Annotated in this window: 12 protein-coding genes; 5 read left to right on the forward strand and 7 right to left on the reverse strand. The window is 62.4% G+C overall.

Annotation, left to right across the window (positions count from 1 at the left end):
- Positions 1-103 precede the first annotated feature (103 nt).
- Positions 104-1351, reverse strand: coding sequence for an enterobactin transporter EntS (gene entS / locus IM271_RS19420; RefSeq protein WP_047367699.1), 1248 nt, complete (start codon positions 1349-1351; stop codon positions 104-106).
- A gap of 108 nt (positions 1352-1459) precedes the next feature.
- Here entS and fepD point away from each other — a divergent pair, with 108 nt between their 5' ends.
- The 3 genes from fepD to fepC are packed head-to-tail and all read left to right on the forward strand — an operon-like array spanning position 1460 to position 4244.
- The gene (gene fepD / locus IM271_RS19425; RefSeq protein ID WP_047363685.1) at positions 1460-2464 is read left to right on the forward strand and encodes a Fe(3+)-siderophore ABC transporter permease; all 1005 of its coding nucleotides are present in this window, start codon (positions 1460-1462) and stop codon (positions 2462-2464) included.
- Positions 2464-3453: an iron-enterobactin ABC transporter permease gene (gene fepG, locus IM271_RS19430; protein WP_192971525.1), complete on the forward strand. Its 990-nt coding sequence runs from the start codon at positions 2464-2466 to the stop codon at positions 3451-3453. Before fepD ends, fepG begins: the two co-directional genes overlap by 1 nt.
- Positions 3450-4244, forward strand: coding sequence for an iron-enterobactin ABC transporter ATP-binding protein (fepC, locus tag IM271_RS19435; RefSeq protein WP_193053024.1), 795 nt, complete (start codon positions 3450-3452; stop codon positions 4242-4244). The genes fepG and fepC overlap by 4 nt, the downstream gene beginning before the upstream one ends.
- A gap of 73 nt (positions 4245-4317) precedes the next feature.
- Here fepC and entF read toward each other — a convergent pair whose 3' ends face one another.
- The 3 genes from entF to fes are packed head-to-tail and all read right to left on the reverse strand — an operon-like array spanning position 4318 to position 9594.
- On the reverse strand, positions 4318-8175 hold the full coding sequence (gene entF / locus IM271_RS19440; RefSeq protein WP_193053025.1) for an enterobactin non-ribosomal peptide synthetase EntF: 3858 nt from the start codon (positions 8173-8175) through the stop codon (positions 4318-4320).
- Complete coding sequence (locus IM271_RS19445) at positions 8172-8384, reverse strand: MbtH family NRPS accessory protein (RefSeq protein ID WP_028012289.1); 213 nt, start codon at positions 8382-8384, stop codon at positions 8172-8174. Before IM271_RS19445 ends, entF begins: the two co-directional genes overlap by 4 nt.
- Positions 8385-8394: 10 nt before the next feature.
- Positions 8395-9594, reverse strand: coding sequence for an enterochelin esterase (fes, locus tag IM271_RS19450; RefSeq protein WP_193053026.1), 1200 nt, complete (start codon positions 9592-9594; stop codon positions 8395-8397).
- A gap of 145 nt (positions 9595-9739) precedes the next feature.
- On the opposite strand from fes, the gene IM271_RS19455 reads away from it, so the two are divergent.
- On the forward strand, positions 9740-11989 hold the full coding sequence (locus IM271_RS19455; RefSeq protein ID WP_193053027.1) for a TonB-dependent siderophore receptor: 2250 nt from the start codon (positions 9740-9742) through the stop codon (positions 11987-11989).
- 81 nt (positions 11990-12070) lie between these two features.
- Entirely contained in the window at positions 12071-12760 is a 690-nt protein-coding gene (gene entD, locus IM271_RS19460) for an enterobactin synthase subunit EntD (RefSeq protein ID WP_193053028.1), read from the forward strand.
- Here entD and IM271_RS19465 read toward each other — a convergent pair.
- Genes IM271_RS19465 through IM271_RS19475 form a run of 3 tightly spaced genes read right to left on the reverse strand, consistent with a single transcriptional unit; the run spans position 12696 to position 15183 of the window.
- Positions 12696-13535 carry a metal ABC transporter permease gene (locus IM271_RS19465; RefSeq protein WP_028012284.1) on the reverse strand — a complete coding sequence of 280 codons (840 nt, stop codon included), beginning with the start codon at positions 13533-13535 and terminating at the stop codon, positions 12696-12698. The two genes, entD and IM271_RS19465, sit on opposite strands and share 65 nt — an antisense overlap.
- Positions 13532-14380, reverse strand: a complete 849-nt coding sequence (gene sitC, locus IM271_RS19470; RefSeq protein WP_126300343.1) for an iron/manganese ABC transporter permease subunit SitC — start codon at positions 14378-14380, stop codon at positions 13532-13534. Before sitC ends, IM271_RS19465 begins: the two co-directional genes overlap by 4 nt.
- Positions 14377-15183, reverse strand: a complete 807-nt coding sequence (locus IM271_RS19475; protein WP_193053029.1) for a manganese/iron ABC transporter ATP-binding protein — start codon at positions 15181-15183, stop codon at positions 14377-14379. Before IM271_RS19475 ends, sitC begins: the two co-directional genes overlap by 4 nt.

Here is a 15183-nt window from a genome sequence, read left to right on the forward strand (position 1 = left end):
CACCATGGGTAAAGGATGTTAAAAAGTGTTCACCATGTCCCCGAACACCTGTCTACCATGTCCCCGGACTGTACACTCATGGGAGAGGGCCGGGGTGAGGGCATCAGGCCGCACCGTCGTTCAACACGACCTCCTGCCTGAACCGCCGCAATTCCACCAGCGCCACCAGTAAGATCGCGCCAACCATCGCTAACACAAACCCGCTGCTGCTCGCCGACGCCACCGGGGTCATTATCGCCCCCAGCCCGCCGAGGATCGCCGCGCCAATCGCATCGCCCGTCACGTTCTGCGCGGTCCACAGGCCGTTGATACGCCCCAGCATCCCTTCCGGCGTCTGGGTCTGGATCAGGGTGTACTGTAAAAGTGAGCTGACCGCACTCAGCCAGCCGAAAATCACCAGACACATCACCCCCAGCGCCCAGACCGGCATCAGGCTGAAGAAGCCGATGGCGATAAACGAGGCCAGCGTCGCCACCAGCATAATCAAGCCCGGACGCGCGCTTTGGGCCAGGTTACCGCTGGTCAGCGCCCCGCAGGCCGCACCGAGCGGAATGGCGGCGTACAGCACGCCAATCTCTGAGGCGCTCATCTGCCACTCGCCCGCCAGCGCCGGGTAAAGCACGCGCACGGCGCTCGCCATCGTCAGCAGGCCGCCGAGCAGCGCAATGCCGCCAATCAGCGGGTTGCTGAACAGAAAACGAATCGCGGCCATCAGGGACTTCAGCGGGTGCTCGCGCGGCTGCGGCGGCGGGGGCAGGAGCGGCAGACGCAGTAACGTCAGGGTGGTGATAAAGGTGCCCGCCGCGGCAAGGCCGTAGTTCCACGCCACGTTGCCGGTGGCCAGCAGCAGGCCGCCGACCATCGGCGAAATCACCGAGCCGAGGCGCACGGTGAGCATGGTGATCGCCCCCGCCTGCATCAGGTTCTCGCGCCCCACCAGCGCGGGCGTTGCCGCCAGCAGCGCCGTCACGCCGAGCGAGGCGAAAAAACCGTCCCACAGGCCAAGGGCATAAATCGCCATCAGCGACGGCTCCGGCAGCATAGCGTTCAGACACAGCCCGATAAAGCCCACCCCGCAGGTGCCGCGCGCCAGCAGGATCAGCTTCTTACGCTCGTAGCGATCCGCCAGCACGCCGCCGACCATCAGGCCGATAAACATCGCCCCGCCGGTTAAGGTGACGGATAGCCCCACCAGCCAGCTGGAGTGCGTCATAGTCTGGATCTGTACCGGCACGGCGACGCCGAGCAGGCCGAGGGACAAAATGGAGATAAAGCGAGCGATAAAAACGGCGCGATACGCCGGGTGCGTTTTCAACAGGCTGAGGTTAAGCAGCCAGGATTTTTGATTCATGACAAAGCCTTGAGTCTATTTCTACCCATTCCATGGGCGCACATGCTAACATAGCCAAATAAGATAGATAACGATAATCACTATCATTATCAAATCATGGATGTTGCTATGTCGTTTTCCTCTTCTGCGGCGCGCGCCATTGCCGTGCCCGTATTATTGCTACTGCTAATCCTTGCGATTGCACTCAGCCTGCTGGTCGGCGCGAAGCCGCTACCCGCCTACGTTATCGTTGATGCGCTCTCCGGCACCTGTCAGAGCGCCGACTGCACCATCGTGCTCGACGCCCGCCTGCCCCGCACTCTTGCCGGACTGCTGGCCGGTGGCGCGCTTGGCCTTGCGGGTGCCCTGATGCAAACCCTTACCCGTAACCCGCTGGCGGACCCCGGCATTCTCGGCGTCAACTCCGGCGCCAGCTTTGCCATCGTGCTCGGCGCAGCGCTGTTCGGGTTGACGTCACCCTCTGAACAGCTGGCGATGGCTTTCTGCGGCGCGCTGGCCGCCTCGCTGGTGGTCGCGTTTACCGGCAGCCAGGGCGGCGGGCAACTGAGCCCGGTTCGCCTGACGCTTGCGGGCGTAGCGCTCGCGGCGGTGCTGGAAGGCTTGTCCAGCGGCATAGCCCTGCTCAACCCGGACGTGTATGACCAGCTGCGCTTCTGGCAGGCCGGCTCGCTGGATATCCGCACCCTTGAAACCTTAAACGTGGTGGCGATCCCGGTCATTATCGCCGCCGTCGTGGCGCTGTGTTTAAGCCGGTCGCTGAACAGCCTGAGCCTCGGCAGCGACACCGCGACCGCCCTCGGCAACCGCGTCGCGCGCACGCAGCTGACTGGCCTGCTCGCTATCACCGTGCTGAGCGGTAGCGCAACCGCCGTGGTCGGTCCGATCGCCTTTATCGGCCTGATGATGCCGCACATGGCGCGCTGGCTGGTGGGGTCGGACCATCGCTGGTCGCTGCCGGTCACGCTGCTGGCCACTCCTGCCCTGCTGCTGTTTGCCGACGTGCTGGGCCGCCTGCTGGTGCCCGGCGAGCTGCGCGTCTCGGTGGTGAGCGCGTTTATCGGCGCGCCGGTGCTGATCTTCCTGGTACGTCGCAGACGCGGAGGTGGCGCATGATGGCTCCTTCCCGTCGTTTACTCACCAGCGTCTTACTGCTGGCTATCGCCATTACTCTGCTGGCGGTCTGGAGCCTGCAAAGCGGTGCCGTAACGCTTGATTTCGCGCAGGTCTTTCACGCCCTCACCGGCAGCGCGCCGCGTAACATCACCATGGTGGTCACCGAATGGCGACTGCCGCGCGTGGCGATGGCGATCCTGGTGGGCGCGGCGCTCGGCGTCAGCGGCGCGATTTTCCAGTCGCTGATGCGTAACCCCCTAGGCAGCCCGGACGTGATGGGCCTGAATACCGGCGCGTGGAGCGGCGTGCTGGTGGCGATGGTGCTGTTCGGGCAGCATCTGACGGCCATTACCTTTACGGCGATGGCGGGCGGCATTCTGACCTCGCTGCTTATCTGGGCCCTGGCCTGGCGCAACGGCATTGACACCTTCCGGCTGATCATTATCGGGATCGGCATCCGCGCGATGCTGATGGCCTTTAACACCTGGCTTTTGTTGCAGGCGTCTCTGGAAACCGCGCTCTCCGCCGGGCTGTGGTACGCCGGCTCCCTCAACGGCCTGACGTGGGGCAAAACCTGGCCCGCCGCGCCGCTAATTTTGCTGATGTTTATCGGCGCCCTGCTGCTGGTACGCCGGATGCGCCTGCTGGAGATGGGCGACGACAGCGCCTGCGCGCTGGGCGTGAGCGTTGAGCGCTCGCGCCTGATGCTGATGCTGGTGGCGGTATTGCTGACCGCTGCGTCCACCGCGATTGCCGGGCCGATCTCGTTTATTGCCCTTGTCGCGCCGCATATCGCGCGGCGTCTTAGCGGCACCGCGCGCTGGGGCTTGACCCAGGCTGCCCTGTGCGGTGCGATGCTGCTGCTGGCCGCCGACCTCTGCGCCCAGCGGCTGTTTATGCCTTATCAACTTCCGGTGGGCGTGGTGACCGTCAGCCTCGGCGGGATTTACCTCATCGTCTTGCTCGTTCAGGAGTCACGCAAGAAATGACAGATTTAACAACCCGCTTGCGCGGCGAAAATCTCACCCTCGGCTACGGCAAAAAAATCATTGCCCGTGATTTAACCGTCGCCATTCCGGACGGCCACTTCACCGCGATTATCGGCCCGAACGGCTGCGGCAAATCGACCCTGCTGCGCACCCTGAGCCGCCTGATGTCGCCGACAGAGGGCAGCGTATTCCTCGACGGGGAGCAGATCCAGCGCTTCGCCAGCAAAGAGGTGGCGCGCCGCATCGGGCTGCTGGCGCAGAACGCCACCACGCCGGGAGACATCACGGTGCAGGAGCTGGTCTCCCGCGGACGCTACCCACACCAGCCGCTGTTTACCCGCTGGCGCAAGGAGGACGACGAGGCCGTGAAGCGCGCAATGCAGGCGACGGGCATCACCGATCTGGCTCAGCAAAGCGTGGATACCCTCTCTGGCGGACAGCGACAGCGGGCGTGGATCGCGATGGTGCTGGCGCAGGAAACCGCCATTATGCTGCTGGACGAGCCGACGACCTGGCTGGACATCAGCCATCAGATTGACCTGCTGGAGCTGCTGAGCGAGCTGAACCGCACGCAGGGATATACCCTGGCGGCGGTGCTGCATGATTTAAACCAGGCGTGCCGCTACGCCACGCATCTGATTGCGCTGCGCGACGGCGAGATTGTGGCGCAGGGCGCGCCGAAGGAGATTGTGACGCCAGAGCTGATCGAGCGGATCTACGGCATGCGCTGCATGATTATTGACGATCCGGTGGCGGGTACGCCGCTGGTGGTGCCGTTAGGTCGGCGGTAATTGCCGGGTGGCGGCTACGCCTTACCCGGCCTACATTCAGGCCCGGTAAGCGCAGCGCCACCGGGCATTTGCACTATCCTAAAATTTCCTTCAGTACCGGCCCAATCTTTTCAAACGCCTGCGGTGAAATGATATCCACGTGGGCGCAGTCCTGGCTGTAGACCTCCAGCTCGCCCACCCACGGCGCCCAGGCCGTATGCGGATCCATCGTTCGCGTACGTTCGGCAACAAACAGCGTCGCTTTACCGTCAAAGCGTGAACTGTGCGCGGTGGTGAGCAACCGCACCGCGTCCGCGTAGTTGCCTTCAATGGTGTTAAACAATTCGCTGGAGCCCTGTCCCTGCTGGGCGGCGATAAACGCCTGACGCTCGCGCTCGATCTCCGCCAGCACTTCCGGGTCAAGGCCGTTTGCCTCTTTCTCCGCCCAGTTCTGGCTTTCCGGCGGCCAGGTATCCAGCAGGCCAAGGAACGCCACCGCTTCGCCCTGCTCGCGCAGGCGCGCCGCAATGCCCTGCGCCAGCGTGCCGCCGAGCGAATAGCCGAACAGGTAATACGGCCCGTGCGGCTGCTGCTTACGCAGCGTTTTAAGGTGATGTTCGATCACCCCATCGAGATCCGCGCACTGCTGCATCGGGCCGTTTGGCCGCGGCGACTGAATGCCGATGATGGACCAGCGCGGGCTGAGGTAGCGCGCCAGGACGCTGAACTGCCAGGCAAAGCCGGACGCCGGATGGAAGCAGAACAGCGTCGGGCCGTTGCTTTCACGCAGCGGCAAAAGGGTTTCATACCCCAGACGCTGCGCCTGTTCGTCGCTCATCTGCGAGTCCAGCAACGCGCTGAGCTTGCCGACCGTCGAGGCGACCATAATCTGCCCCGGCGTGACCTTGCGGCTGAACGCACGGCCGAGCTGAGCCGCGAGGCGCATCGCCAGCAGCGAGTGGCCGCCAAGGGCAAAGAAGTCGGCATCGATATCGTTCACTTCGCAGCCCAGCAGCGCAGAAAACGCCTGCGCCACGGCGGCTTCGGTTTGCGTCTCGGGTGCGCGACCGGAGGTTTTGCTGGTCAGCTCCGGCAGCGGCAGCGCCTTGCGATCCAGCTTGCCGTTGGCGCTCAGCGGCAGCGCGCTGATTTGCAGCAGCACCACCGGCACCATATGCGGCGGCAGCTGTGCCCTGAGCGAGTCCAGCAGCGCGTCGCGATCCAGCGGTAAACCGGATTCCGAGACCACATACCCCACCAGCTGGCGGGCATCGCCGCCCGCTGCCGCAGCCTGATTAAACACGCACGCATGCGCCACGGCCTGGGCCACGTCAGGCAATGACAGCATCGCCCGGTCGATTTCGCCCAGCTCAATGCGCTGACCGCGGATTTTCAGCTGGTCATCGCTGCGGCCCAGATATTCCACCGCCCCGTTGTCCAGCCTGCGGGCGACGTCTCCGGTGCGATACATCCGCTCGCCTGGGGCAAACGGATCGGCAATAAAGCGGCTGGCGGTGAGGTCGGGCCGTCCCAGATACCCCTGTGCCAGCTGAATGCCGGTGAGATACAGATCGCCCGCCACGCCGAACGGCACCGGGCGCATCATCGCGTCCAGAATGCGCAGCCCCGTATTCCACACCGGGAAGCCGATCGGCACGCTGTTGCCCTCCACCGCCGCCAGCTCCGGACCGTAAGCAGGATACCAGCTCACGTCCACCGCCGCTTCGGTTGGGCCGTAGAGGTTGTGCAGCGGTACATGAGTGAGCTGCTCCCATTCGCGGCACAGCGCCGTTGGCAGCGCCTCGCCGCTACAGAACACCTGCTTCAGCGTCCTGCAACAGTCGACGTTTTCCGGCGTCAGCGAGGCGACAAATGCCGCCAGCATCGAGGGCACGAAGTGGGTGGTGGTTACGCCATATTCTGCGAAGAAGCTCTGCATCGCCTGCGGATCGCGGTGCGCGTCCGGCTCGGCCATCACCAGCTTTGCCCCGGCGATAAACGGCCACCAGAACTCCCACACCGACACGTCAAAGCTGCACGGCGTTTTCTGCGCCACGACGTCATGCGCCGCCAGTGGATAATGATCCTGCATCCACTTCAGGCGGTTAACGATGGCGGTATGCCCCACCATCACCCCTTTCGGGCGTCCCGTTGAACCCGAGGTAAAGATGATGTACGCGGTCTGCTCCGGCTTCGCCAGACGCAGAGGTTCAGCGCCTGTGGTTGGCAATAGCATGTTGTAACTAAATGAAGGTATCGGCAGATCGTTAAAGCGCGGAAGCTGCGCGTCGGTGGTAATGAGGAGCGACGGTTTCGCGTCCTCCAGCATCATCCGCAGACGATCGTCCGGGTAGCCGGTATCCAGCGGCAGCCAGGCGGCGCCGGCTTCAACAATCCCGTGCAGCGCCAGGGTCAGGAACACCGAGCGCGGAAGCGCCACCGCCACGCTGTCGCCCGGCTTCACGCCGCGCGCGCGCAGCAGATTTGCCAGCGCGACCACCTGCTCGCGCATCTGGCGGTAGTTCAGCTCAATATGGGCATCCGCCAGCGCGGGAGCGTCCGGCGTTTTGCTCGCCTGCTCCGCCACCAGATCCGCCAGCGTGGTGGAGGGCAGCGCCAGGCCGGTATCGTTGATGTGCGCCAGACGGGCGTATTCCTGCTCTGATACGGTTTCCACGTCGCCACAGCGCAGGTCAGGGTTCGCGGCAAACTGCGCCAGCATCGCGTTCAGGCGCGAAACGTGGCGCTTCAGCGTCGCGTCGTCGTAACGCTGCCTGTTGGCGAGGATCTCAATGCTTAATCCGCCCTGCTCGTCCGGGAACAGCGCCAGCTCGAGATCGTTCACCGGGCCGGTCGCCAGCGTGTGGGTGATGGCCTCCACGCCGTCGATATCCAGCTGATAATCAAACACCTTCACGTTCAGCACCGGCCCAAATAAGGGTTCGTCCCCTGCGGCCCGCCCGCTGTCGCGCACGATCTGCTCGGCGTCATAGCGCTGATGGCGGCGCATCTTTTTCAGCTGGTTCGCCAGGCGCAGCGCCAGCTCCGGCAGGCTCTCAAGCGGATTAATATTCACCGCCAGCGGCAGGACGTTAAGCACCGGGCCGGTTGCGGTCAGCGCGGCGGACCCCATGCGGCGCATAAAGATAAACCCGGCGGCGTAGTCCAGCCGTCCGGTGAGGCGGCCGAGCCACAGCGCCACCAGCGCAAGCGCCAGTTCGGTGCGCTGTGCCTGCCCGGCTGCCTGCGCCAGCTGGCTAAAGGCGCGAGCGTCCATTGCAATTTTCAGGCGCAGGATGTCGGTAGTGGCGGCGCGTCCAGGCAGCGGCGCGGAGGAGAGCGAGACCGGAGGAGGAAGCTGTTTGCGCTGCTCCTCCCAGAAGGCACCGTCGCGCTGATACGCCTCGCTGTCTCGGTAGCGCTGATACTCTTCAACGACCTCGGCGAACGGAGTAAACGGTGAGGCTGGGGTGGATTCCCCTTTCTTCCAGGCAGCGTAAATCGCGGCGATCTGGCGGGTAATCGCCGGGAAACTGAAGCCATCCACCACCAGATGGTGATAGCGCTGATACCAGTACCAGCGGTTGTCACCGACCTGAATCAGCTGATGAAAAGCGAGCGGCTGACCGCTGTCCACGCGCAGATCCAGGCTGAGATCGGCCTCCATCAGCGCCACGGCGGCGTCGTGAGAATCAACGCGAACGATGGACGGCTCCGGCAGGATCAGAGTCTCATCGACCCACTGCCAGACCTCGCCGTTATCTTCAGCGAAACGCGTGCGCAGGGTATCGACCTGCATCATGCCCTCGGCGATGGCTTTTGCCAGCAATGGCGCGTCGATATTCCCTTTCAGCTCGGTGTAGTGGGCCACGCTCCAGGCGTTTGGCAGCGAGGAAAGCTGCTCTGCCATCCAGATACCCGGCTGGGCGGCGACGAGAGGAAGACGGTTCATGCGCGCTCCCCCGCAAAAGAGGAAGGCTCAAGCGTCTGCCAGCGTTGCGCCAGCCACTGCTGGCACGCCTCCTGAGAGTGCGGTTCGCACACCACGCGCCAGCCCGCGGGCAATTCGCACTGCTGCGGCCACAGGCTGTACTGCCCCTGGTCATTTTGCAAAATGGCGAACTGTCCCTGCGGATTATCGAAAGGATTGCTGAATTCCATACAGACTCCGTTAGTGAATGAGCGGCTGCCAGAGGGTCATCAGCCCCTGCGTCAGCCCACCGCGCCAGCAAAGCGCATCGTGTCCGCCGTCAACCTGACGCCAGATAACCGGTTGCTGAGTGTGTAGTTCGGCGAGGATCGCCTGGTTTGCGCGCAAGATAAGCGGCTCATTGCGCCCGGCTTCAAGAAGGATGCGTAACCCGCGAGGGGATATTTCGCCGGTTTTAAGTTGTTCGATTAACAGTCCGTCCTGCTGCCCGCCGCGGTGCGGCCACCAGTAGGAGCCGGACTGGCTAAGCACGCAGCCAAAACGCTGCGGCCAGTGCAGTGCGGCATAAAGGGAAGAGAGACCGCCAAAGCTTTGCCCTGCGACCACCGTACGGTCGGCGCGGTCGCTAAACGGCGCGCGTTGTTGGACAAGGGGGAGAAGTTCTTCCTGCACCGCCAGCCAGAAGTCGGGATTGCACGGCAGCTCGCGGTTACGGTGCTCCATATCGATAACATCGATTAAGACGTAGACCGCAGGCGGCAGATTACGCCCGGCGGTGAGCGACGCCAGCGCAGGCCAGACGGGCATGCTTTCGGCCCAGAACTGCCCGTCGAGCAGCACCGCCAGCGGGCGTTCCCGGTCGTCCCCGCCGGTGGTGAAAATCCAGACGCGACGGCGATTTTTCAGGCGCGCGCTTTCCCACTCAATGCAAATGGGCGCGTTGAAGGGCGTATCAGGATGGTTCCAGCCGGGCTGTACGGGCGCCTCCGGCATCTCAAGCGCCGAGACGGCGTGCCCGCGCCCGCCGCGCCAGCTCTGCGCATTCAGCGGGTCAGAAATTGCGTGAGGCAGCAGCTTGCGCCAGCCTTCGCGCAGCGCCATGCGGTCCGGCTGCTCGCCTTCAAATACTGCATCGGCAAAATCGTTTTCATTCACGGAAGGGATAAAACAGTAACTGCCGCGCCACTCGGGGCTGAACTCCCCCTGCCACTGCCAGACGTCGGTATCGGGAATGCGTTCAAGCGATTGCGGGCGGGCATTCTGATGGTGGTCGGTCACGCCGGTAACGTAGAGCCAGACGCGTTTAACCGTTGAGGTCTGCTGGGTTCCTGCCGGGTCCCGCCACCAGAATGTGACGCGATAGTTTTCCTCATGACGTTGCCATTCCGGCCCGTTTTTCGACTGCCACCACGCTTCACTTCCGGTTGTTAACGCCGTCACCCTTATAACCCCATGTTTAGCAATATTTTTTGTTTCAGAGTAAATTTTATTGATAATATTATTGATAACTATTTGCATTTGCAATAGCGTATTGCCCGCGCTGTGGGAAGCGCGTTCATAAATAACCATAAAAGCGGGACGTACAATGAATAAGAAGATTCACTCTCTGGCCTTGCTGGTCAATTTAGGGATTTATGGCGTCGCGCTGCCCGCCATGGCAGACGACAACGCCGCCTCTGCGCAGCACGAAGACACCATGGTGATCACCGCCGCCGAGCAGAATTTGCAGGCGCCTGGCGTGTCGACCATCACCGCCGATGAGATCCGCAAAAACCCGCCCGCGCGGGACGTGGCGGAAATCATCCGCACCATGCCGGGCGTTAACCTGACCGGGAATTCCACCAGCGGCCAGCGCGGGAACAACCGTCAGATCGACATTCGCGGCATGGGCCCGGAAAACACCCTGATCCTGATCGACGGCAAACCCGTCACCAGCCGCAACTCCATCCGCCTGGGCTGGCGCGGCGAGCGTGACACCCGCGGCGATACCGGCTGGGTGCCACCGGAGATGATCGAGCGCATCGAAGTGATCCGCGGCCCGGCCGCCGCGCGCTACGGTAACGGCGCGGCGGGCGGCGTGGTGAATATCATCACCAAAAAGTTCGACGACCAGTGGCACGGCTCTTGGAACACCTACCTGAACGCGCCTGAGCACAAGGATGAAGGTTCCACCAAACGCACCAACTTCAGCCTGAGCGGCCCGCTGGGCGGCGACTTCAGCTTCCGCATGTTCGGTAACCTGGACAAAACCCAGGCCGACGCGTGGGACATCAACCAGGGTCACCAGTCTGACCGTACCGGTGCCTACGCCGACACGCTGCCCGCGGGCCGTGAAGGGGTAGAGAATAAAGACATCAACGGCGTGGTGCGCTGGGACTTTGCGCCGATGCAGTCTCTGGAATTTGAGGCGGGCTACAGCCGCCAGAACAACCTCTACGCCGGTGATACCCAGAACACCAACAACGACAACAGCTCCAGCGGGCTGGTGAAAAAGAACTACGGCAAAGAGACCAACCGAATCTATCGCCAGAACTTCGCGGTGACCTGGAACGGCGGTTGGGACAACGGCATTACCACCAGCAACTGGGCGCAGTACGAGCACACCCGCAACTCCCGTCTGGGCGAAGGGCTGGCGGGCGGTCTGGAAGGTCTGTTCAACAGCAATAAATTCACCGACACCGACCTGGCCGACGTGATGCTGCACAGCGAAATCAACCTGCCGATTGATTTCCTCGTTAACCAGAACCTGACGCTCGGCACCGAGTGGAACCAGCAGCGCATGAAGGACTCGACCTCCTTCACGCAAACCCAGCAGGGCGGCACCATCCCGGGCATGAGCGAAGACCGTAGCCCGTACACGTCAGCGGAGATCTTCTCCCTGTTTGCCGAAAACAACATGGAGCTGACCGACAGCACCATGCTGACCCCTGCCCTGCGCTTCGACCACCACACCATCGTGGGCAATAACTGGAGCCCGTCCCTGAACCTGTCGCAGGGTCTGGGGGATGACTTCACCCTGAAGATGGGCATCGCGCGCGCCTACAAAGCACCAAGCCTGTACCAGACCAACCCGAACTACCTGCTCTACAGTAAAGGCCAAGGCTGCTACGCCAGTTCCGACGGCGTGGGCTGCTACATGATGGGCAACGACGATCTGAAAGCGGAAACCAGCATCAACAAAGAGATTGGCCTGGAGTGGAAACGCGACGGCTGGCTGGCGGGCGTGACCTGGTTCCGCAACGACTATCGCAACAAGATTGAAGCGGGCTACGCGCCGATTGGCCAGTCGTCCTCCGGCAAAGTCACTACCGATATTTACCAGTGGGAAAACGTGCCTAAGGCGGTGGTCGAAGGTCTGGAAGGCTCCCTGAACGTGCCGGTCAGCGACACCATCAACTGGACCAACAACATCACCTATATGCTGCAAAGCAAGAACAAGGAGACCGGCGACCGTCTGTCGATTATTCCTGAGTACACGCTGAACTCCACCCTGAGCTGGCAGGTGCACCAGGATGTGTCATTGCAGTCGACCTTCACCTGGTACGGCAAGCAGCAGCCGAAGAAGTACAACTACAAAGGCCAGCCGGTGACCGGGTCTGAGAAAGACGAGGTCAGCCCGTACAGCATCGTTGGCCTGAGCGCCACCTGGGACGTGACGAAAAACGTCAGCCTGACCGGCGGCGTGGACAACGTCTTCGACAAGCGCCAGTGGCGCGCGGGTAATGCCCAGACCACGGGGAACGCGACAACCGGCGCGTATATGTACGGTGCGGGTGCGTATACGTATAATGAACCGGGTCGCACCTGGTATATGAGCGTAAACACAAGATTCTGATACAGGCAGTGACTTCCCCCTCTCCCTGTGGGAGAGGGTTGGGGTGAGGGCATCAGTCCGCACAATTCAGAGGGAAAAACCATGCACACCACCCACAGCACATTTTCTCTCGCCGGCCTCACCCTCCACCGCATCATCTTCGACCCCGCCACCTTCACCGACGCCGATCTCCTCTGGCTCCCCCATCACGCCCAGCTCGCTGACGCCGGACGTAAACGCAAGGCTGACCATCTGGCAGGACGCATCGCCGCCGCGCACGCCTTACCTGACCACACCGTTCCCGCCATCGGCCCCAGCGGGGAACCGCTCTGGCCGGACGGAATTTCCGGCAGCATCACCCACAGCGGCACGGAGGCGATGGCTGTCGTCGCGCCATACCCTGCGCTTATCGGTATCGATAGTGAAGCGATCCTCGCCGAAAATGAAGCAGGGGAAATCAAAGATGGCATTATAGATGCCCAGGAAGAGCGCGTGCTTTCCCACTCGGGATACCCGTTCGCCCTCGCCCTGACGCTGGTTTTCAGCGCCAAAGAGAGCCTGTTTAAGGCCCTCTTTCCGCAGGTGCAGGCTTACATGGGGTTTGACAGCGCGCGCGTCACAATGCTCGATAAAGAGACGCTGATGCTGGCGCTGACTCGTCCGCTGACGGGATTTGACGAAGGTTTAGCCTTCACACTTCACTGGCTACTCGACGGCGAACAGGTCATCACCCTGCTGTCACACGTTCCTGCCGACGCGCCTTTACGCTGGTCACCACAAACGTCACGATAAACACCACCGCGAACAGGACCACGATGGTCGGCGCGGGCGCACTGTCGAGATAAAACGAGGCATACACGCCGCTGACCGACACCAGTACTGATACCACCACTGCCACCAGCAGCGCCATGTGAAAGCGTCGGGCGATCAGCACCGCCACCGCGCCGGGGGCAATCAGCAGCGAAATCGACAGAATAATCCCCACCGCCTTCAGCGTCGCCACGATGGTCAGCGATACCATGCACAGTAAGCCATAGTGCAGCCAGCGGGCGCGCAGGCCGCTCGCCTGCGCCTGCTGATAGTCAAAGCAGAACAGCAGGAAATCGCGCCACTTCAGGCCAATCACCAGCGCAATCAGCCCCGCGACGAGACCGCTTTGCAGAATGTCCATCCCGTTAATGCCCAGCATATCGCCGAACAGAATGTGGTCGAGATGCACCTCAGGTTTAACGGCGATATAGAGGATCAGCCCCGCGCCAAACATCCCGGAAAAGACGATCCCCATCACCGTATCCTGCTTGATCCGGCTATTGTTCTTGAGGTAGCCGGTGGCAACCGCGCAAAACAGACCGGCAACGAACGCGCCCAGCGCCAGCGGCAGGCCCATCACCCACGCCAGCACCACGCCGGGAAACACCGCGTGGCTCATGGCGTCGCCCATCAGCGCCCAGCCTTTCAGCACCAGAAAAACCGACAGCAGCGCGCAGGGCACGGCTACCAGAAGTGAAATCAGCAGCGCGTTGTTCATGAACGCAAACTGAAAGGGTTCAAGGAGCAGCGCCATCATGGGTGTGCCTCCTTCGCGCGACGACGGCTGGCGAGCAGCCCGTGCTTCGGCGCAAAGACGAACGCCAGCAGGAACAGCAGCGTCTGGGCGACCACAATAATGCCGCCGGTGGCGCCGTCCAGATAATAGCTGGCCCACGCGCCGAGGAAGCTGGTGAGGCTGCCAATGGCGACGGCAATCATCAGCAGACGCGGGAAGCGGTCGGTCAGCAGCCACGCGGTTGCGCCGGGCGTAACCACCAGGCAAATCACCAGAAACGCGCCGACGGTTTGCAGCGCCGCCACGGTAGAGACCGCCAACAGCGTGAAGAACAGGATCTTCAGGCGCTCAGGGCGCAGGCCGATGGCGCGGGCGTGGTTCTCATCAAAAAAGGTCACCATCAGATCTTTCCATTTGAACAGCAGGATAACCATCGACACCACGCCGATAATCGCCAGCTGGACGATATCCTCCGGCGCGATAGCCAGAATATTGCCGAGCACGATGGTCTGAATATTCACCGAGGTCGGGTTGAGCGAGACCATAAACAGCCCCAGCCCGAAAAAGGAGGAGAAGATCAGCCCGATGATGACGTCCTCCTTCAGGCGGCTGCGCTGGTTGAGAAACAGCATGCTGCCCGCCGCCAGCCCGCCCGATAAAAACGCCCCCAGCGAGAACGGCAGCCCGAGCATGTAAGCCCCCGCCACGCCCGGCACGATGGAGTGCGAGAGCGCATCGCCGATCAGCGACCAGCCTTTGAGCATCAGGTAGCAGGAGAGAAACGCGCAGAGCCCACCCACCATCGCCGAGACCCACATCGCATTAAGCATGTACTCATAGCTGAAGGGTTCGAGAAGCGCGTTCATTTGGCCTCCTGCCGGTGCGTCACGAAGGGTCGCTCATCGTCGGTAATGATGCGATCTTCCGAGCCGCTGAGTACCACGTGGCGCAGCACGCCGCTGAAGGCGCGCTCAAGGTTTTCGGCGGTGAAGGTGGTTTCCGTCAGGCCGCTCGCCAGCACGGTGCCTTTGACCATCACCGTGTAATCGCAAAACTCCGTGACCGAGCCCAAATTGTGGGTCGAGACCAGCATGGTTTTGCCCTCGTCGCGCAACTCGCGCAGCAGGCTGATGATTCTGGCTTCGGTTTTAACGTCCACGCCGGTAAACGGCTCGTCGAGCAGGATCACTTCGCCCTGCTGGGCAATCGCCCGCGCCAGGAAGACGCGCTTCTTTTGCCCGCCGGACAGTTCGCCAATCTGCCGATGGCGCAGCTCGAGCATATCCACGCGCTTCAGGGCGTCGGTCACGATCTGCCGATCCTGCGCTTTAGGCCGCCGCAGAAACCCCATATGCCCATAGCGCCCCATCATCACAACATCCTCGACCAGCACCGGAAACGACCAGTCGACCTCTTCCGACTGCGGCACGTAGGCGACCAGGTTCTGGCGCAGCGCCCGGTGAGGCGGCAGCCCATGGAGGGTGATAGTGCCGCTCGCCGCCCGCACAAAGCCCATCACCGCCTTAAACAGCGTGGACTTGCCGGAGCCGTTCACCCCCACCAGCGCGGCAATCGATCCGCCGGGCACGCTGAACGACGCATTGCGCAGCGCCGTGTGGCCGTTGCGGTAGGTCACGGTTACGTCCGTGACGACAATCCCCTTCTGCAT

It is taken from the genome of Enterobacter cloacae complex sp. I3 (genome assembly GCF_014896175.1).
Taxonomy (GTDB): Bacteria; Pseudomonadota; Gammaproteobacteria; order Enterobacterales; family Enterobacteriaceae; genus Enterobacter; species Enterobacter bugandensis.